We start from the raw sequence: 18,981 nt of genomic DNA on the forward strand, positions 1-18,981 counted from the left end.
GGCTGCATGGAAAGTAATTCCATGCAGCCCCTTTGTTTTATAGCTATACGAATTGTCACGTTTATAGTTTTGCGAAGCTATCGATGTCACAATTAACCTATCTTTTCTTTAGCCTCTGATATCTAACATCTGGCTAGCCCTTATTCCACCACAATCTCATCTGCAAAAATGTATGAAGGGCTGCCTTTACTCTCGTGCCATTCGGGCAGGGCGCCATATTGTTTTGCTATCACTTTAATATAGCGGGTGCCGGTGTTTAAAGTGGCAGTGAAATCCTGCGTTTGTGGCTCAAGGTCTTTTACATCCACTTTTGTGTATATTGTAGCTGCGAGCTTATAATGTACGCCATCATCTGAAGTATAGTATTCTACCTGTTTAGGGAAAACTATCCATGAACGGCTATCCTGCAGCGCACCAAAGCTTACCTGTTTAACGGGTTTAACCTGTTGCAGGTCAATTAGGGCTACTACATCATTACCCTGGTAACCCTGCCAGTTGCCGATTCGCCAGTTAGCCTTACCGCGGATGCCGTTAATCAGTGTATTATCGCCCTGGTCGGCATAGTTTGGCAGGTACTTGTTAACAAGGGTAAGTTTAATATCATCCCTTATTTTTGTAAAAGTGCCGGTAACGGTAAAGCTGGACTTACCACCCTCAATAGCCACCGTTTTAATGGTTGTGTTATGTGAAACCTCAAAAGGTGCAGTGTATAATGTTGAACTTACGATAGGGGCAGTGCCATCGGTAGTGTAATAGATTTTTGCATTTTTATCGGCAGCCTTTATTTCCACCTTGATAGTTTGCTTAAAGGTTTTTGAAGGCGCTATGATATATGGATCGGAGACGATGAGGCTGTCTGTTATTTTTGAGGAAGGCTTTTCAAGCCCTTGTACAAACAGACTGTTAGGCAGCTTACCGGTAAGTACCTCAAAGTCGCCGCCGTTGGCAACATCTGCATAATTAAGGTAAAGCTTATTGTATGTTTTTTTATTCAAATTCATGCCTTGCAGGTAAATATTTGCGCGGCTTAAACTTGCCCCAGGGTTGGTAATGGTGAATTTTTTGCCATTCTCCAGGTTAATTACCGCCTTGTCAAACTGCGGGATGCCTATTTGAAACTGCTGTTGCCCGGGTGCAATGTTATAAATACCTAATGAACTCATTACATACCAGGCCGACATCTGCCCGCAGTCTTCATTTCCGGATAAGCCGTCAGGTTTGTCGCTGTACTCTTCGCGTAAAATGCGGCTGATGTATAGCTGGGTTTTTTCAGGTGCATCTGTAAAGTTATACAGGTAGGCCATGTGGTGGCTTGGTTCGTTACCATGGGCATATTGCCCTATTAAACCGCTTACGTCATCCTGCTGGCGGCCGCTCAATTTCGAATCGGTAGTGAACAGTTCGTCAAGCTTTGCTTCAAATTTCTGCCTGCCGCCCATTCTTTCCGCGAGGCCTTCAATATCCTGTGGGGCTAGGAAGGAATATTGCCATGAGTTACCCTCAGTGTAGTTGCTATTGATCTCGGTAGGTTCAAAAGGGGTGTACCAGCCGCCGTTGGCGCGGGCCTGCATAAAGCCGTTCTGATCGTTAAAGTTGTTTTTCCAGTATTGAGCGCGTTTAATAAACTCGGCATAATCCTGCGGTTTGTTCAGCATTTTTGCCATTTGGGCAATACACCAGTCGTCAAAGGCATATTCCAATGTTTTTGATACAGATTCATGTTCATCGTCAGATAGTACCACGCCATTTTTACGGTATGAATCCATGCCGAACTGGTTACGGTTTACGGCCGCTTTCATGGCGGTAAACGCTTCTTCTGCATTAAAATCGCGGATGCCTTTTGCGTAGGCATCAACTATTACAGGGATAGAGTGGTTACCTACCATGCAATAAGTTTCGTTTGATGCCAGCGGCCAGATCGGCAAAAGGCCTCCCTGCTCATACATCGCCAGGAAAGATTTAATAAAATCTAATGTGCGTTTGCGGTCAATTAAATTCAGTAAGGGGTCTTCCGCGCGGTACGTATCCCATAACGAAAACACGGTATAGTAATTAAAGCCTTCAGCTTTGTGCACCTTTTGATCCATGCCGCGATATTGGCCATCCACATCGCTGTAAATGTTTGGCGCCAGCATGGCATGGTATAAAGCGGTATAAAATATGGTGTGCTTCTGCTTTACGTAATCAATCACAGGCTGTTTTTTTTGTGCCTGCGGCAGTTTGCGGACACCGTTTCGGCTGTTATATCCGGCATTCGGGTCTTGTGTATTTTGCGGAACCTGTTGTGCCGATGCCCCTGGAGCGCCACCTTCTACTTCAATCTTAGCAAGCTGATCAATCCATAATGCTTTTGCGTCGCGCTGGACTTTTTTAAAGTCGAAATCAGGTACTTCAGTATCCAGGTTTTTCAATGCACCTTCGGCACTTACTGATGAGATTCCCACCTTTGAGATCACCTCGCCCGGGTTTTCAAACTGAATGTACATTTTGATGTTTTTTCCCTGTTCTTTGTTCTTGCCGGTCTGCAGCGCATCATTGGCAGCTATGCCGTAGGTTTTAAAAGACTTAGAAAATTTTGCGTAAAAATACAGCGTTTGATCTGTCGCCCATGAACTGGAACGGCGGTAACCGCGAATTTCGTGGTCGTTTACAACCTCTATCCATGAATCCAGTACCTCGTCACGGTGCTGAAGGTCTATAATGATGTTCGCCTCTTTGGTTGAAGGAAAGCTGTAGCGGTGCACGCCAACGCGGGTGCTGGCTGTTAGCTCCACATCAATATTGTATTTATCCAAATGTGTTTTATAATAACCGGGGGTAGCAACCTCATTTTTCTTTTTAAAGCCTGACAGGTAATCGGTATTCTTAAACTTTGGTTCGCCGGTAGTTGGCATAAACAGCACATCGCAGTAATCAGCAATGCCCGTACCGCTTAAATGGGTGTGCGAGAAACCATAAACCGTAGTGTCGCTGTCGTAATAGCCGGAACAACCATCCCAACCTGTTAAGCGGGTATCAGGGCTTAACTGTACCATACCAAATGGGACAACAGCACCAGGATAAGTATGGCCGTGGCCGCCGGTACCAATAAAAGGGTTTACATATTTGGTGTAATCTTTTTTCTTTTGGGCCGATGCTGAAAAAGCAAATAATAAAACAAAACAGAACGAAAGTAAACTGCGGGTAGGAAGTTTCATTTAATTAGAGATGAATGTGAAGGCGTAAAAATAACCGGGATTAGGCAGATTTAGGTGTATTTTTTTTGATTTTTTTTAAGCAAAGAATCGGGATTAAACCGAGTGAGGGATTTTTTGATTTTACGATGAGGATTTGGCAGGCGGTTCATCCTGTCAAATCCTCAGATCGATGATCAATGTCCAGACAACATTACTTTATCTCAAACTTATCCATATCTTTTAAAAAAGGCAGCGCACGGCGTGTTTTTTTAACCTCGTCGGCAATTATTGTGAAAGTGTACATGTCTTCTTCGTCGCGTTTGTAGTAAACCACGTTACCGTTGGGGTCAATGCAGGTAGAGTCGCCGGAGTGGTAAACCTCGTTGCCATCGTGCCCAACACGGTTAACACCAATTACATAGGCCTGGTTCTCAATCGCCCGCGCCAGTATGAGGGCACGCCAGTGGGCAATGCGGCGCTCAGGCCAGTTGGCTACTATCAGCAACAGGTCATATTCAGCATCCACGTTGCGCAGCCATACAGGGAAACGGAGGTCGTAACAAATCATTGGGCATATTTTCCAGCCGTTTAGCTCAACTATTAGTTTTTTATTGCCGGGGGTATAGGTTTCATGCTCTTTACCCAGCGCAAAAAGATGGCGTTTATCGTAATATTCGCAGGTTCCATCTGCGCGTATCCATATTAAACGGTTATAAAACTTATCATTTTCTTTAATGATCAGGCTACCAGTAATTACACAATCATATTGACGGGCAATTTTTTGCATCCATTTCATTGTTTTACCGCCCATAGGCTCTGCTAGTTTCTCAGCCTCCATGCTGAAACCTGTGTTAAACATTTCGGGTAAAATAATCAGGTTTGTTTTTTCGCGGATACTTGACAAGCGCAAAGCAATGTTTTGCAGGTTCCTGTCAATATTCTCCCAAAACAAATATCCTTGGAATACAGTAATTTTAAGGTTGTCCATTTTTTTAGTCCATAGGCCATGGTCGATAGTCCACAGCTGTTATTAATAATAAAAAAATATTAGCATATCAAAAAATTCACCATCAGCCATGAGCTATCAACCATGGCCTCAAATCAAAGTTTTATCAATCTATCAACGGCTTTATCCAGTGTTTCTTGCTTTTTGGCAAAACAAAAGCGCAAAACATGGTGGTCTGTACCCTGTGTATAAAACACCGATGTAGGGATAGCCGCCACCCTGAATTCCTTTGTAAGGCGCAGGGCAAAGTCGCTGTCTTTTTCGTCGGTTATATTGTTAAACGTTACCGATTGAAAGTAAGTTCCAGCACATGGCAATAGTTCAAACCGGGTTTGTTCCAGCCCTTTACGGAAGTGATCGCGCTTTTGTTGAAAAAAATCCGGAAGTGACAAATAAGTATTTTCATCCTTTAAATATTCCGCTATGGCATATTGGATAGGGGCATTCACACTAAATACTAAAAACTGGTGAACTTTCCTGAATTCCTGCATTAAAAAAGCAGGCGCCATGCAGTAACCAACCTTCCAACCTGTAGCATGAAATGGTTTACCAAATGATGCCACTATAAAACTCCGCTTCTGTAATTCGGGATAACGGGCCATTCCGTGGTGGGTTTCGCCATCGTAAATCAAATGCTCATAAACCTCATCACTCAAAATAAGGATATCCTGGTTTTTTACGATTGCGCTCAACTCATCAATATCTTCTTGCTGCAGTATGGTAGCTGTTGGGTTATGCGGGGTGTTAAGGATGATCATCCTTGTTTTATTATTGATGAGCCTTCTCACCATATCCCATGGAATGCGATAGTCGGGCGGCGAAAGTTCCAGCGATTTTACGATGCCTCCAGCCAGCTTAATGGCAGGGGCATAACAATCAAAAGCAGGTTCAAATATAATTACCTCATCATTTGGGTTTACCACCGCAGTAATGGCCGTAAATATCGCTTGTGTACCCCCGGCGGTAATGGTAATTTCTGTTTCCGGGTTGTAAACGGCGCCGTAAAGTCGCTCTGTTTTTTGCGCAATTTGTTCGCGCAATGCCATCACACCGGGCATAGGGGCATATTGATTATGCCCGTTCTTCATGGCAGTATTCACCAGTTCAACAAGCCTGGGTGGAGTATCAAAATCAGGAAACCCCTGCGATAGGTTGATGGCCCCAACTTCGTTTGCCAAAGCAGACATTACCGTAAAGATAGTTGTTCCGGTTTGGGGCAGTTTTGATATAATAGGCGTCATGCAAGGGCTAAATTACGTAAATGAGCCGAAAGCCGAAAGCTTAAAACCAAAAGGTGTAGAAAATAAGCGGCCAAAGCAACTTGCATTAGCCTTTCTGCTTTTAGCTTTGTGCTCAAAATACTTACCTTAGTACCCATGAAGCAGTTTACCTATCTTATTGTAATTTTAATCACAGTTTTTATAGTATCGTGCAGTTCAGGAAAAAAAGACCTGCCGGTTATTGGTTTTGTTGATTACGAGAAAGACGCATCCCTTGAGCCTGCAAAAAATGGTTTTATTGATGCTTTAAAAGCTAATGGCTTTGAAGATGGGAAGAATATAAAAATATCTTACCGAAATGCCCAGGGCAGTATCCCGACCTTAACCCAGATCGTGAATTTTTTTGTATCGAAAAAGGTCGATTTGATGGCTACATGTACCACATTATCGTCTATAACCGCTGCACAAAAAACCAAAACTATCCCCATTTTTATGATGGTATCGCCAACAGTGAAGCTAATGAATATGGAAAACGCAGCGGGAAAAGGCCCGGCTAATTTGTTTGGGGTGGTTGAGGACCTCAATTATATTGACACTTCGTTTTCAAACATTCTTAAATTTTTAAAACCGAAAGCTGGCAAGCTGTTTGTAGGGATGATTTATAACCAATCAGAGCCGCAATCTGTTGATGCAAAAAAACGCATCCAGGCTGATGCAGATAAGCTAAATATAACATTGATAGCACTGCCTTTAAATTCATCGGCAGATGCGCAATTGGTTACCCAATCACTACTAAGTAAAAACATCGACGCTTTTTTCGCTAATCCTGACAATAGTGTGTTTGCATCTTTTGAAACTATATACAAAAGCTGCGATCAAAAAAACGTACCCATATTTACCAGTGAAGCCGGCCTGGTACAACGCGGCGCAGTGGCAGCATTTGGCGCAGATATTTACCAATGGGGATACCAGGCGGGAGAGCAGGCTGCACAGTTTTTAAAAACACATAGTACCGCCGGGCTGCAGCCTGAGATGGTTAAATTGCGAAAACGGGTTTATAATCCTGCATTGGCCAAAAAGTATAACATCAACGTTCCTGCAAACTTTGAACCTGTAAAATAATGGAGTTCTATTTAACTGCTTTATTACAGGGGTTTAGTTTTTCCGCCTTGGCGCTGGGAATCTTTATCTCGATGAAGATCTTCAATATTCCTGACATTACTACGGATGGCAGTTACACGCTTGGTGCAGTGGTAACCGCAGTAATGATTACCCATCACCAGCCTGCCTATTTAATTTTGCCGGCAGTAATAGTAGCAGGTGGTTTGGCCGGGGCGCTAACCGGTATTATTCATACTAAGCTGAAGATCAATGCCCTTCTTGCCGGAATCCTGGTAATGACAGCCCTGTATTCTGTTAATCTAACATTAATGGGTACTTCAAACCTGCCGCTGAATAATTTTCCTACCCTGTTTAACCTGGTTCAAATTAGTGCAGACCCTAACCACAACACTTTTTGGGTGGTATCTGCCTTCGTGATTGTACTTATTGCACTGATTGGTTACCTGCTTAAAACAGACTTTGGCATTGCTATGCGGGCTACAGGTAACAGTGAGTCGATGATAAGGTCGTTAGGGGTAAATACCGATAGGATGAAGATCACGGGCCTTGCTTTGGCTAATGCTTTAACAGCGGTAAGTGGCTACCTGATAAGCCAATACCAGGGTTTTACCGACATCAGCATGGGGATAGGCATAGTGATAGTAGGCCTGGGTTCTGTAATTATTGCAGAGACGCTTATAAACTGGTTCCGGATTACATCGGTTTGGTTAAGCCTCATCCTGGTTCTTACCGGTGCGGTAATATTCCGGCTGGTACTTTCGTTGACGCTTGATCTTGGGGTGGATGCGAATTTACTGCAATTGGTAACAGCCGGTTTTGTGTTACTGATTGTGAGTTTGCCGCGCCTAAGACTTAGAACCCGATGATTTCGAACATCAAAACTCCGAAATAAAAGAAATGATCAATATCACCAATCTTTATAAAGTTTTTAATCCGGGTAGGCCGAATGTAGTAAACGCTGTTAACGGCGTTAATCTTGAAATAAAAACCGGGGAATTCCTGGTGATCGTAGGTGCTAACGGCTCGGGTAAAACCACCATGCTTGATATGGTTGCAGGCAGCGTTTTACCAACCACTGGAAGTATCAGCATTGATGATGAAGATGTAACCCGGCTGGCGGATTACCGGCGCAGTAAATGGATAGCCCGTGTTTTTCAAAATCCGTCCAGCGGAACAGCATCTGACCTGAGCATCCTGGATAATTTCAGACTGGCAGCCATCCGTACCAAACCGAAAGGATTATCCATTGGGGTAAACGATACCTTTAAAAACCAGGTAAAGGAAAAAATTAGTACGCTTGGTCTAGGCCTCGAAAATAAAATAACGCAGCAAATGGGCACTTTGTCTGGTGGGCAACGCCAGGCCTTAACGTTGTTAATGAGTGTGATGGATAGCTGTAAGGTTTTACTGCTTGATGAGCCCGCCGCCGCCCTCGACCCAAGATCAGCAGATATTGTAATGCGCACGGCAGATGAACTGATAAAAGATTATCGGCTTACTGCTATATTGGTTACTCACAGTCTTAAGGATGCTTATAATTACGGCAGCCGCATCATAATGATGGGAGAGGGCCAGATTCAAAAAGACCTTGAAGGCGAAAGTAAGCAAGCCCTAAAACAAAATGATCTGTTTGCTTGGTTTTCATAAGGAAGCTGATCATCGAAAATTAGGTGTTTCTCCGCAATTAACCGATCGGTAGTCGGGCGACTGGGGGGGCGGGATAGTCGTTTCAGCAGATGAGTAGTAAGCGATTTCTGCCTAAATAATCTGCGAATTGCTAATTATTTAATTATCACAGATATTAAATAAGATATATTTCTATCTTGCATTAAAATCAATATTTTCTACAATGAAATACACAAAGTTAACCTTGTCGCTGTTGTTGTGCGCAGCTATGTTTAAAGCGCATGCGCAAAGTGCAGGCGGGTCTAAATCTAATTACGATCAGCATAAAGTATTCAACCCTTTATTTTACCCTGACAAAGGGAATGAATTTCGCAGTGCGGGCGGTGCTCCCGGCGTAAAATACTGGCAAAATCGTGCAGATTATAAGCTGAATGTTGTTTTGGATACAGCAAAACACAGCGTAACGGGTACCACATTGATTACCTATACCAATAACAGCCCTGATCCGCTTGCTTTTTTATGGCTGCAGGTTGATCAGAATATTTATAAGGCCGATTCGCGCGGGGAAGCTACCAGTCCGGTTGATGGCGGCAGGTTTAACAATAAGACCTTTACCCAAGGCGACGAGATAAAAGGCGTTTACATCATCAAAAACGGCAAAGCCGAAAAAGTCGATTATGTGGTGACGGATACCCGCCTGCAAATTAAGCTTAAAGATACCTTGAGAACAGGCGGTGCAAAAACGCAGATAAAGATAGATTATAAGTTTGATGTACCTGAATACGGAACAGACAGAATGGGGCGGAAGCTTTACAAAAATGGCTGGGTGTATGAAATAGCGCAATGGTATCCGCGTATGGAGGTTTATGACGATGTTACCGGCTGGAATGTGATTCCTTACATGGGGGCTTCAGAGTTTTACCTGGAGTACGGTAATTTTGATTATACTGTTACGGCACCGGCTAATTTGGTGGTAGTTGGCTCCGGCGAGCTGTTGAACCCTACTGAAGTATTTTCGCCAAAAATAATGAGCAGGATGAATGTGGCAAAAAACAGCGACAAAACGGTAATGATAAAAGATTCTGTTGATCTTGTAAACAAAGACTCTTATCCTGCAAAAGCGAGCCTCACCTGGCATTTTTTCTGTAAAAATGCCCGCGACGTTTCATGGGCGGCTTCAAAGGCGTTTTTATGGGATGCGGCACGTATAAACCTGCCGAGCGGCAAAAAAGCGCTTGCGCAATCAGTTTACCCTATTGAAAGTAAAGGTCAGGGGGCCTGGAGTAGATCTACAGAATATGTCAAGGCTTGTATTGAACTGTACTCAAAAGAGTGGTTTGAATATACCTATCCTGTAGCTACCAATGTAGGCGGAATAGTTGGCGGCATGGAATATCCTGGTATTGTGTTTTGCAGTTCTCAAAGCCAGGGTGGCGGTTTGTGGGAAGTTACCAACCACGAATTTGGACATAACTGGTTCCCGATGATCGTGGGTTCGAACGAGCGTAAATATGCCTGGATGGATGAGGGCTTTAACACTTTTATCAATAAAGTAGATACCAAAGTATTTAACAACGGCGAATACTTTGAACCTGCCGACGCGCAAAAAGCAGCCCCGGCAATGTTTTCGGCTGATGCTGATCCTATTATGAATACGCCCGATGTTATTCAGCCTGACTATTTGGGTTACGCTGCTTACGAGAAACCGGCAATGGGCTTAACCATACTGCGCGAACAGATCCTGGGAGAAAAACGTTTTGACTATGCCTTTAAAACTTATATTAAACGTTGGGCCTTCAAACACCCTACGCCCTGGGATTTTTTCCACTCCATGGATAATGCTGCCGGCGAAGACCTGAGCTGGTTTTGGAATGAGTGGTTTACCACTACGATGAAGCTTGATCAGTCGGTAAAAGCTATTGACTACATTGATAACGATCCGACAAAAGGTGCGCTAATTACTATCGAAAATTTAGAAGGCATGGCTTTGCCCGTTACCATTGCGGTAAAAGAGGAGAATGGTAATAGCAGCACTATTAAATTACCTGCCGAGATCTGGCAGCGCGGCGGAACATGGACATTCGCCTATAAATCAACTTCTAAAATTACTTATGCAACGCTCGATCCTGATCACGTTTTGCCGGATGTAAACCCGCAAAATAATTCATTAAGCGGTATCGGTATGGAAAAAGGAGTTACCTCGGCATCGGTTATTAAAGCTTATATTGATGCTGTAGGCGGCCAGCAGCGTTTAAAAGATATAAACGACCTGACCATCACTGCGGAAGGCAATGTACAGGGTTATACTTTTTTAAAGGTGAGCAAGTATAAGACGCCTGACAAGACGGCTATTGATGTAACCGTACCTAAGTACAATAATTTCAGCTTGTCCCATGTTGTCATTAATGGCGATAGTATCCTTCTGAAACAAAACGGCAGGGTAGCACCGTTGAGTACTAAGAGCGAAATAGGAGCGGTAAGGGCCCGTTATAAGCTGTTCCCTGAACTGGATTTTGGCAAGCAGGGTTATAGCGCTGTATTGGATACAAACTACCAGGTAGTGAACGGACAACTGGCTTACCTGGTTTCAGTTGCCGGGCCTGATGGCACAGTGGTTAAATACTTTTATGATTACAAAACCGGATTAAAGGTTAAACAATTTACTGACGTGCCAAACGCAACGGTAATGGAATTTAGCGACTATCAAAACGTAAACACAGGCATTAAACTGCCGTTTACCGAAATGAACAGCGTTAACGGCCAGCCCATTCAATTTAAAGTGAAAAGCGCTACAGCTAACATTGGGCTAACGAATGATGCGTTTGTGAAATAGGCTAAAGGTTTATTAAACGTTTAAAGAGAACGGCTGATTAAGTTTTAAATTCATAAACTTAGTCAGCCGTTCCTTTTATATTTGTTTTTTTTAAGATATGACAATTAGCATTTTAGGCTGCGGATGGTACGGTAAAGCGCTTGCAACAGCTTTAATTAATAGCGGCAACATTGTTAAAGGCTCATCTACTTCTCCCAAAAAAATGGAGATGCTTTATAACGTCGGAATTGTACCTTACCTGGTTGATATAAAGCCGGATAGAGAAGCGAATGACGCTGGTTTTTTTGATTGCGATTTACTGGTGATCAGTATTCCACCCAAAACAAGACAGGGAGAAGGGCCCGGTTATCTTCAAAAAATTCAAAGGGTAATTGAGGCCGCTGTTGAGCATCACGTTACTAAAGTGATTTATATAAGTTCCACAGCGGTTTATGAAGAGCTGAATGGTGAAGTAAACGAACTTAATATTCCCGTGCCTGATACGGAATCCGGCAAAATACTTTTTGAAGCAGAAAACCTTTTCAAAGCGCAAATAGCATTTAAAACTACGATAATCCGTTTTGCCGGACTGGTTGGGCCGGGGAGACACCCGGGCCGCTTTTTTTCGGGAAAGAAGGCTATTCCTAATGGATTGGCGCCCGTTAACCTGGTTCATTTGGATGATTGTATCGGGATTACAAGATCAATTATTGATCGTAAAGCGTTCGGTTACCTGTTTAATGTTGCCGCCCCGGACCATCCCGCTAAATCTGCTTTTTATACCCGCGCTACTTTGCAGGCAGGATTAATTGAACCGGAGTTTATAAATGAGTTGGGCAGCTGGAAAATCATTAGCAGTGTGCGATTGCATGAGCTGTTAAATTACAGATTTAAAGTATCATCGTGGACTAACTTTTTGTTTAATTAGTCGTTGTTAATCAGTTTTGTCTTCACCCTCTTTCACATTTTAAGCCTATAATTTGCCGCTATTTGCAGTTGAGGTGGGTAAAGATTGCTCATTTTGTGTAAAAACGGTACATCATAAGCAACTCCTTTAAGTAATCAGCACGTGTTTTTCATAGCGAGGGTTAATGCGATCTTAATTTCATGTAAAGTCGGGTAATAGCTTGGCTATAAATATGTCAATTACCTATACGGGGTCGGTCGGACTGTAAATCGGCGTGTTGCGGCTTATGTGGTACAGATATTGTATCTATTCATTTATTCATATATTGAATTTATGTTAAAGATTTATCAACAAGCGTTGCGGTTAAAGGAAAGGAAACGGGGATTTCATTTAATAACTTCCGAGGTTACAATTGCCCTGCCGCAGATTAGTGAACTGGCGGTAGGAATATGCCAGGTGTTTATTCAGCACACTTCGGCATCATTAACAATAAATGAGAATGCAGATCCTACTGTGAGAAAAGACTTTGAAACTTACTTTAACAAAACAGTAAAAGAAAACGATCCGGACTACCTGCATGATGACGAAGGCCCTGATGATATGCCTGCGCACCTTAAAGCTGCTATATTAGGCAGTTCAGTAACTATTCCGGTACGAAACGGGCGTCTTGCATTAGGCACCTGGCAAGGCATCTACTTGTGCGAACACAGGGATAACGCTACACCAAGGAATATAGTTGTCACCGCATGGGGAAGCAATGATCAATCTATTGGTTGAAGTTCTGCGTAAATAGCAATCAACAACAATGCTGATGAAAAAGATTTTAATTTTTAGTTTCCTGCTTACATCCTGCCACCTGTTCGCGCAGGATTCGCTTAAAACATTTAACTATTCACGTAACCAAATTACCACTACAGGGATGAAGGTACTGGGTAGTTGGGCTGTAGCTAACATTGGTGTGGGGGCTGCAGGTTGGGCAAATTCAAAAGGAGGAACAAATAAATACTTTTATCAGATGACAACAATTTGGGGAGCGGCGAACTTAGGCGCGGCCCTGCTGGGTTATACCGGAACAAGAAACAATGGTAATCAAAGTTCCCGTGCAGCTGATGTATTGAAGGCGCAGAAAAAAATAGAGAAAATCTTCCTCATTAACGGGGGGCTGGATATCGCTTATATAGGTACAGGAATTTATCTCACGCACCGGGGCAACAGCAGAAACTCAGATCAACTGAAAGGGTACGGACCGGCGGTGATAGCGCAGGGCGTGTTTTTATTGTTGTTTGACGGAACCATGTACAGCACCCACAGGCATGAAGGTAATAAATTAAGACAGTTTTTAGAAAAGAACCCCGTTACCTTTAACGGTAAAACGGTAGGGCTAATTTATCACCTGTAGTTATAAACCTCCGCAATAATTTGCTACAGGCAGCTACATTCATTAAAAGGCACTCCCCGTAAAAAAATATTTTTTGAAATCTTAAACACACACGGGCTAATACCCACTAAACAGTCAGCAGGAATTGTAAAGTATCTACATTATCTGCATAATCCCACAGTGCAGGTTGCTGGCTCAGGCCAAAATCAACAAGTTGGTTGCTGACTACTAAAGGCGCCGCGCTGACAATACATTGTATGTTATCGCTCTGCTGCTTTAGCATCTCCTGTGCCTGGTTTATATCTTCGTAATATTCATAAAATATAACCGCCAGCGGAGATGATAATGATGGGTTTTCTTTAACCAGCAGGAAGCCGTTATCCAGGTGCTGTTCCCCGCCTACAAGGTAAATAGATTTATTATAGCCGTAATTGTTATTGTATTTGTTGTGATGAATGATAGGCTGGTAAACCTCAATTGATTCAAAAAGAAAATTAAAATTGTAGCCTTTGGGTACGAGCAGTTTTGATACGTTCCGGCAGCCCAGGCCAAAATAGTCGAAAATATCGTGGCCTAACTTGTAAAGTTGCTCTGCCGTTTCATTGCCCGTTAATAATGCTACGCTGTTGCGGTTTTTGCGGATGATATTTGGCACTTTTCCAAAGTAGTAGTCGAAATAACGCGATGTATTGTTGCTGCCGGTAGCTATTACCGCGTCAAAATTCTCGAGTCTTTCAACAAATTCATAACTGTTGCCAAACGTAGGCTCAATGTTTACCAGCATTTGTAAAATGCTTTTGATAAGCCGTGAATCATTTGATGACGTTTTTATAAGGGCTATGTTCCCGCTTACCAGCACGCACAAAACGTCGTGAAAGCCAACTAACGGGATATTACCTGCTAATATAAGGCCAACTTTTTTAGGTTCGTTGTTCCCTTCCCGGGTATAGTTGTTAAGCCACATGGTCAAATCTTCCCGGTTTAACATTTTTCCTATTGCTATTACTGCTTCTTTTACATTTTCAGCCGTGAACCAGGCATTGTATTGGCGTTCGGTATTTATTATAGATGATAATTCTTCTCCCGGATCTGATAATTGGTTTCCAAGTTCTGTAAATATTTCTACTAACTGCGTTTTGTTAAATTTTGACATATATATGGTAGCGATTGAAACCGCTAAAATCTTTTTTTGTTATATTTGCATGTTTGTTAATTGCAGGCAAAGTTAATTGAGATTATAAGATATAAAGAAATATGGCGATTAAAATCACCGATGAATGTATAAATTGCGGAGCTTGTGAACCGGAATGCCCTAATAATGCTATTTATGATGCCGGAGCCGCATGGCGGTTTTCGGACGGAACAGGTTTAAAGGGCCTAATTGACTTTGGCGAAGGTAACACATTGAACGCTGAAGAAACACAGGCAGCTTTATCTGACGACATTTATTATATAGTTCCCGATAAGTGTACCGAATGTGTCGGTTTTCATGACGAGCCGCAATGTGCTGCAGTTTGCCCGGTTGATTGCTGTGTAGACGATGAAGATATCCGCGAAACGAAAGAAGAACTCCTGGCTAAAAAGGAATGGCTTCATTTGGGTGAGTAATAAGTTTGTTACAAATCCAAAAGGGGATGGTATAACGTTACTTTCCCCTTTTTTTGTAGGTTGAAACATTAAACCTCTCAGTTCGTTTAAGCCTAATCAAGATGGAATACGGTATATGCAATCTTTCTGTTGTCCCGTTAAGAGCCGAACCCAGCGATGGAAGTGAGCAGGTGTCGCAAGTTCTTTTTGGAGAAACATTCGAAATTGTTGAGTGGAATGATAACTGGGTTAAAATTATAACTTCATTTGACAATTATCCTGGCTGGATAGGGCGGTTGCAGTTTGTAATGCTTGGTCATATTGCGTATAAGGGCATTAAACAGGCCCCTCCGTCGTTAACCCACCGGCCAGTAACGCAAGCCTGGAAAATAACCAATAATAGTATCCTTTATCTGCCAATTGGTAGCTCACTTTCCTTTTTAGAAGGAACGACCTGTCGTATTGGTGATGAAAAATTTGAGATAATAGGGGAGATAGGTGAAGTTGAAAATTTAGCTGCCACAGCGGTATCTTTTTTAAATGCGCCTTACCTTTGGGGCGGGCGAACCCATTTTGGAATTGATTGCTCCGGATTTACACAATCTGTTCTCAGGGCGCATGGTATAAATTTATTACGGGATGCCAGCATGCAGGCTGAACAGGGCTATGAAATAAAATCCTTATACGATGCCAAATTAGGTGATCTTTCCTTTTTTGAGAATAAAGAGGGAAAAGTAGTTCATGTAGGTATTATGCTTAATAACGAGAAGATTATTCATGCGTCCGGAAAAGTCAAAATTGATACGATTGATGATAAGGGCATTTATTCAAAAGATTTGAAACGTTATACCCATAAACTCACTGTCGTTAAAAGATTTTTCTAATTATCGAATCCAATCTCCCAAACAATTACCTTTTTGTCGTCACTAACTGATATAAGCTGATTGTTGTTCCATACCAGCTTATTTATTGACAACTGGTGGTTTGCATGGCCCTTTTCACGGCTAATGGTTTTATATAGTTTATAATCATCGGCACCCCATATTTTTATTCCTTTGTCCATACTTCCTGTAGCAAAATAGGGAAGGGAAGGGTGGAACGCGATACTGTTTATGGCAAACAAATGTGCCGGTACGCTGCTTAACAGGCTATATGAGGCCGCGTCGCAGATTTTTAATTGTGCATCCCGCCCTCCCGAAACCAGGCAGGTCCCATTCGGGGAATACTGCAACGAGAAGACCGACATGGTATGGCCATGCAACGTTTTCACCAGCGTGTAATCTTCCAAATCGTATATATGAATCTGGTTGTCCCTACAGCCAAATGCTACCTGTTTCTCATCCGGGGAAACGCTGATACATCTTACCGTATCATCAGCAACTTTGATGTTGTGCAACAGGGAAAGGGTTTCAAGGCTCCAAATTGAAACTGTGCCGTCCTCTGAGGCTACCAGTAACTCGTTTTTATGACTAACGGACTTAATATCAAATATTGGTTTTTGATGGTGTTTTAGCGGCGGGAGTAGTTGCTGTGTTATAAAATCGAACACCAAAACGCTGCCGTTACGCAGGCCGGCAAACAATAGCGGGAAGCTAACCGGCCCGTGAATAGCATAAATAGATGCAGTAACCGGGAACATCACCTTAATAAAAGCATAGTCCTTCAGGCTCCATTCCACCAGCCCCTTATCATTTCCACCGGTAAACAAAATTCCCGGCTTTTGTGAAAGTTCAAGTGTAAATATAGGATTTCCGTGTCCTGTTAGTTCAGCTATTTTTTCTACAGTCATGTTTTTAGTCGATGGTCGATGGTCGATGGTCCATCGCAGTCCCTAACTATCTATGGACTATCGGCCATCGACCATCGGCTTATTTATGTCTTTCTTCTAAATTCTTAGCTATTCGTTCAAGGTTTAATCCCTTTTCGCGCAATAAAACAATCAGATGAAAAACCAGGTCAGATGATTCATTGATCAGATCTGTTTCTGTTTCAGCAAGGGCAGCTATAACGGTTTCAACACCCTCTTCGCCAACTTTTTGTGCAATTTTGTTTAAACCTTTATTGCGTAGTTTGTTTACGTACGATCCCTCCTGCGGGTTTTCATATCGGTTGGCTACTATAGCTTCCAGCTGTAATATAAAGTTCTGGTTGTATTCTGTTTTAAAACAGCTGCGCGAACCTGTGTGGCAGGTAGGGCCGTCGGGTTTTACTTTGATAAGGAGTGTATCATTATCGCAATCAATATGCATGCTCTTTACATGCAAAAAGTTACTGCTGCTTTCACCTTTTGTCCACAGCCTGTTTTTTGACCTTGAAAAAAAGGTTACGATATTTTCGGCTACCGTTTTATCGTATGCTTCCTGGTTCATATAACCAAGCATCAGTACTTCAAGTGTTTGCTCGTCCTGTATAATAACCGGAACTAATCCGTCTGTTTTATTGAAATCTATGTTCATTATATAATTACTTCTCAGTCGTATTTAACAAATCCATTATACCTAACTTGTTTTTCATGACGAAGAATAGTCAGGCGCTGTGGTGGTAATCTGGTATGCAAATTGCTGAAAAAATCAGCCTTATTGGTGTTAATAATACTTTACTTCCCTTACCTCAATGCTGTGTTGCTTTAAGGCATTTTTTAAATCAGGTATCAATATTTCGCCATAATGAAATACCGAGGCCGCAAGCGCAGCGTCAACGCCGGTTTGTTCAAATACATCTACAAAATGCTGTACAGACCCCGCACCGCCGGAAGCAATTACAGGAATATTAACAGCTTTGTTCACCTGTTTTAAAAAACGATTATCGAAGCCTGCCTTTGTACCGTCATGATCCATGGACGTTAGTAGTATTTCGCCCGCACCACGGCTTTCAGCCTCTAAGATCCAGTCTATTGTTTGCTTTTCCGTTGGCAGCCTGCCTCCGTTAAGGTGTACAATGTTTTTACCTGCAATAACCCTTGTATCAACCGCTACAATAACAAATTGAACACCAAATGCTTTAGCCAGTTCATCAATCAAAGCTGGATTACGTACAGCGGCAGAATTAATGGAGATCTTGTCAGCCCCTGCATTTAAAAGCGCATCAGCATCTGCAATTTCATTGATGCCACCGCCTATCGTAAATGGAATATTTATTTGCCTGGCCACTGCCTTAACAAGCTCAACCATTGTTTTTCGACGCTCAACTGTGGCGGTTATATCTAAAAAAACAAGTTCATCGGCGCCTTGTTGTGAATAGTTCCAAGCAAGCTCAACCGGATCGCCTGCATCCCGCAGATCAACAAAGTTTACGCCTTTTACCGTACGACCGTCTTTAACGTCCAGGCATGGGATGATTCTTTTACTTAGCACTGATTGTTAATAGTGTAAATGTGTAAATAAGTTGTTGAAGTAGTTAAATAGAGATAAGCGCATCCAGGTTCCAATTTTTTACATCTTCAACTGAAATATGGCCTTCATAGATTGCTTTCCCTACAACGCATGACTCAACTTTTATATGGCTAAGCTCCTCAACATCGGCCATTGAACTAACCCCGCCCGACGCAATCAATTTAATAAAGGGGGAGTGGTCCAGTAATTTTCTATAAAGGTCAACACCTGCGCCGCCAAGCTTGCCGTCTTTATTAATGTCGGTACACAAAAAGCGAAAGAAACCCAGTTGCAGGCATTTGTCAACGTAATCCATCAGTTTAATCGGCGAACTTTCCATCCAGCCAGAATATTTGATAACTTCATCCAGCACATCAATAGCAACTACTACCTGGTCCGAACATTTATCTTTACCACAGATCTCCTTAGCTAAATCCGGCAAAAATGATGGATTTGTAAGGGCCTGAGTACCTACAATAACACGGTGAACGCCAGAGTCTATCAGTTCTTTAACTTTTTCAATGCTCCGGATACCACCGCCATATTGAACTTTCATATCTGTTTTACGGATCACGTCGAAAAGATATTCCTGGTTGGAGAAATCATTTTTTGCGCCGTTAAGATCAATTATGTGGATGAAATTAGTACCGTTTGACTGGTATTTTTCTATCATTTCCTCTAAGGAAACATCATATTCTGTAACTTGTTTATAGTCGCCTTCACGTAAGCGGACAACTTTTTTGTTCAAAATATCAATAGCGGGAATAATGTACATT

At 42.4% G+C, this 18,981-nt stretch carries 17 protein-coding genes; 9 read left to right on the plus strand and 8 right to left on the minus strand.

All coding sequences use genetic code 11. From position 1 onward, the window contains the following. Window positions 1-140: 140 nt before the first annotated feature. The 3 genes from MuYL_RS12345 to MuYL_RS12355 form a co-directional block, all read right to left on the minus strand. Complete coding sequence (locus tag MuYL_RS12345) at window positions 141-3,197, minus strand: GH92 family glycosyl hydrolase (RefSeq protein ID WP_094570869.1); 3,057 nt, start codon at window positions 3,195-3,197, stop codon at window positions 141-143. Window positions 3,198-3,387: 190 nt separating this feature from the next. Then, on the minus strand, window positions 3,388-4,164 hold the full coding sequence (locus MuYL_RS12350; protein ID WP_094570870.1) for an amidohydrolase: 777 nt from the start codon (window positions 4,162-4,164) through the stop codon (window positions 3,388-3,390). Window positions 4,165-4,277: 113 nt separating this feature from the next. Then, on the minus strand, window positions 4,278-5,423 hold the full coding sequence (locus tag MuYL_RS12355; protein ID WP_094570871.1) for a methionine aminotransferase: 1,146 nt from the start codon (window positions 5,421-5,423) through the stop codon (window positions 4,278-4,280). A 135-nt stretch (window positions 5,424-5,558) separates the two neighbouring features. Between MuYL_RS12355 and MuYL_RS12360 the strand changes: the two genes are divergently transcribed. From MuYL_RS12360 to MuYL_RS12390, 7 genes are all read left to right on the plus strand, one after another. Then, window positions 5,559-6,524: an ABC transporter substrate-binding protein gene (locus MuYL_RS12360; protein WP_094570872.1), complete on the plus strand. Its 966-nt coding sequence runs from the start codon at window positions 5,559-5,561 to the stop codon at window positions 6,522-6,524. After that, window positions 6,524-7,390: an ABC transporter permease gene (locus MuYL_RS12365; RefSeq protein WP_094570873.1), complete on the plus strand. Its 867-nt coding sequence runs from the start codon at window positions 6,524-6,526 to the stop codon at window positions 7,388-7,390. The genes MuYL_RS12360 and MuYL_RS12365 overlap by 1 nt, the downstream gene beginning before the upstream one ends. A gap of 31 nt (window positions 7,391-7,421) precedes the next feature. Continuing rightward, window positions 7,422-8,171, plus strand: a complete 750-nt coding sequence (locus MuYL_RS12370) for an ABC transporter ATP-binding protein (RefSeq protein WP_094570874.1) — start codon at window positions 7,422-7,424, stop codon at window positions 8,169-8,171. 202 nt (window positions 8,172-8,373) lie between these two features. Beyond that, on the plus strand, window positions 8,374-10,983 hold the full coding sequence (locus MuYL_RS12375) for a M1 family metallopeptidase (protein WP_170309750.1): 2,610 nt from the start codon (window positions 8,374-8,376) through the stop codon (window positions 10,981-10,983). 97 nt (window positions 10,984-11,080) lie between these two features. Continuing rightward, a complete protein-coding gene (locus MuYL_RS12380) occupies window positions 11,081-11,890 on the plus strand; it encodes an SDR family oxidoreductase (RefSeq protein WP_094570875.1) in 810 nt (269 codons plus the stop codon). Window positions 11,891-12,202: 312 nt separating this feature from the next. After that, complete coding sequence (locus tag MuYL_RS12385) at window positions 12,203-12,646, plus strand: secondary thiamine-phosphate synthase enzyme YjbQ (RefSeq protein WP_094570876.1); 444 nt, start codon at window positions 12,203-12,205, stop codon at window positions 12,644-12,646. Window positions 12,647-12,680: 34 nt separating this feature from the next. Next, window positions 12,681-13,268 carry a DUF6992 family protein gene (locus tag MuYL_RS12390; RefSeq protein WP_157740824.1) on the plus strand — a complete coding sequence of 196 codons (588 nt, stop codon included), beginning with the start codon at window positions 12,681-12,683 and terminating at the stop codon, window positions 13,266-13,268. A 106-nt stretch (window positions 13,269-13,374) separates the two neighbouring features. Here the strand turns inward: MuYL_RS12390 and MuYL_RS12395 are convergent, their stop codons facing one another. Next, window positions 13,375-14,400 carry an acyl-CoA reductase gene (locus tag MuYL_RS12395; RefSeq protein WP_094570878.1) on the minus strand — a complete coding sequence of 342 codons (1,026 nt, stop codon included), beginning with the start codon at window positions 14,398-14,400 and terminating at the stop codon, window positions 13,375-13,377. Window positions 14,401-14,501: 101 nt separating this feature from the next. Between MuYL_RS12395 and MuYL_RS12400 the strand changes: the two genes are divergently transcribed. Together MuYL_RS12400 and MuYL_RS12405 are read left to right on the plus strand one after the other, a co-directional pair. Then, on the plus strand, window positions 14,502-14,855 hold the full coding sequence (locus MuYL_RS12400) for a 4Fe-4S dicluster domain-containing protein (RefSeq protein WP_094570879.1): 354 nt from the start codon (window positions 14,502-14,504) through the stop codon (window positions 14,853-14,855). A 101-nt stretch (window positions 14,856-14,956) separates the two neighbouring features. After that, on the plus strand, window positions 14,957-15,718 hold the full coding sequence (locus MuYL_RS12405) for a C40 family peptidase (protein ID WP_094570880.1): 762 nt from the start codon (window positions 14,957-14,959) through the stop codon (window positions 15,716-15,718). Here the strand turns inward: MuYL_RS12405 and MuYL_RS12410 are convergent. The 4 genes from MuYL_RS12410 to MuYL_RS12425 all read right to left on the minus strand — a co-directional run bounded on the left by MuYL_RS12410 (window position 15,715) and on the right by MuYL_RS12425 (window position 18,980). Continuing rightward, the gene (locus tag MuYL_RS12410; RefSeq protein ID WP_094570881.1) at window positions 15,715-16,623 is read right to left on the minus strand and encodes a WD40 repeat domain-containing protein; all 909 of its coding nucleotides are present in this window, start codon (window positions 16,621-16,623) and stop codon (window positions 15,715-15,717) included. The genes MuYL_RS12405 and MuYL_RS12410 overlap by 4 nt on opposite strands. A gap of 79 nt (window positions 16,624-16,702) precedes the next feature. Next, a complete protein-coding gene (gene hisIE / locus MuYL_RS12415; RefSeq protein WP_094570882.1) occupies window positions 16,703-17,290 on the minus strand; it encodes a bifunctional phosphoribosyl-AMP cyclohydrolase/phosphoribosyl-ATP diphosphatase HisIE in 588 nt (195 codons plus the stop codon). Between the two features lie 129 nt (window positions 17,291-17,419). Next, window positions 17,420-18,187, minus strand: coding sequence for an imidazole glycerol phosphate synthase subunit HisF (hisF, locus tag MuYL_RS12420; RefSeq protein ID WP_094570883.1), 768 nt, complete (start codon window positions 18,185-18,187; stop codon window positions 17,420-17,422). 43 nt (window positions 18,188-18,230) lie between these two features. Continuing rightward, a complete protein-coding gene (locus MuYL_RS12425; protein ID WP_094570884.1) occupies window positions 18,231-18,980 on the minus strand; it encodes a 1-(5-phosphoribosyl)-5-[(5-phosphoribosylamino)methylideneamino]imidazole-4-carboxamide isomerase in 750 nt (249 codons plus the stop codon). Between the last annotated feature and the right edge of the window lies 1 nt (window position 18,981).

It is taken from the genome of Mucilaginibacter xinganensis, from assembly GCF_002257585.1.
Taxonomy (GTDB): Bacteria; Bacteroidota; Bacteroidia; order Sphingobacteriales; family Sphingobacteriaceae; genus Mucilaginibacter; species Mucilaginibacter xinganensis.

What these genes read in the sequence shown, in the direction of transcription:
- MuYL_RS12345 (WP_094570869.1), bottom strand. Translation starts at nt 3,197, where the DNA reads ATGAAACTTCCTACCCGCAGTTTACTTTCGTTCTGTTTTGTTTTATTA.
- MuYL_RS12350 (WP_094570870.1), bottom strand. Translation starts at nt 4,164, where the DNA reads ATGGACAACCTTAAAATTACTGTATTCCAAGGATATTTGTTTTGGGAG.
- MuYL_RS12355 (WP_094570871.1), bottom strand. Translation starts at nt 5,423, where the DNA reads ATGACGCCTATTATATCAAAACTGCCCCAAACCGGAACAACTATCTTT.
- MuYL_RS12360 (WP_094570872.1), top strand. Translation starts at nt 5,559, where the DNA reads ATGAAGCAGTTTACCTATCTTATTGTAATTTTAATCACAGTTTTTATA.
- MuYL_RS12365 (WP_094570873.1), top strand. Translation starts at nt 6,524, where the DNA reads ATGGAGTTCTATTTAACTGCTTTATTACAGGGGTTTAGTTTTTCCGCC.
- MuYL_RS12370 (WP_094570874.1), top strand. Translation starts at nt 7,422, where the DNA reads ATGATCAATATCACCAATCTTTATAAAGTTTTTAATCCGGGTAGGCCG.
- MuYL_RS12375 (WP_170309750.1), top strand. Translation starts at nt 8,374, where the DNA reads ATGAAATACACAAAGTTAACCTTGTCGCTGTTGTTGTGCGCAGCTATG.
- MuYL_RS12380 (WP_094570875.1), top strand. Translation starts at nt 11,081, where the DNA reads ATGACAATTAGCATTTTAGGCTGCGGATGGTACGGTAAAGCGCTTGCA.
- MuYL_RS12385 (WP_094570876.1), top strand. Translation starts at nt 12,203, where the DNA reads ATGTTAAAGATTTATCAACAAGCGTTGCGGTTAAAGGAAAGGAAACGG.
- MuYL_RS12390 (WP_157740824.1), top strand. Translation starts at nt 12,681, where the DNA reads ATGAAAAAGATTTTAATTTTTAGTTTCCTGCTTACATCCTGCCACCTG.
- MuYL_RS12395 (WP_094570878.1), bottom strand. Translation starts at nt 14,400, where the DNA reads ATGTCAAAATTTAACAAAACGCAGTTAGTAGAAATATTTACAGAACTT.
- MuYL_RS12400 (WP_094570879.1), top strand. Translation starts at nt 14,502, where the DNA reads ATGGCGATTAAAATCACCGATGAATGTATAAATTGCGGAGCTTGTGAA.
- MuYL_RS12405 (WP_094570880.1), top strand. Translation starts at nt 14,957, where the DNA reads ATGGAATACGGTATATGCAATCTTTCTGTTGTCCCGTTAAGAGCCGAA.
- MuYL_RS12410 (WP_094570881.1), bottom strand. Translation starts at nt 16,623, where the DNA reads ATGACTGTAGAAAAAATAGCTGAACTAACAGGACACGGAAATCCTATA.
- hisIE (WP_094570882.1), bottom strand. Translation starts at nt 17,290, where the DNA reads ATGAACATAGATTTCAATAAAACAGACGGATTAGTTCCGGTTATTATA.
- MuYL_RS12425 (WP_094570884.1), bottom strand. Translation starts at nt 18,980, where the DNA reads ATGTACATTATTCCCGCTATTGATATTTTGAACAAAAAAGTTGTCCGC.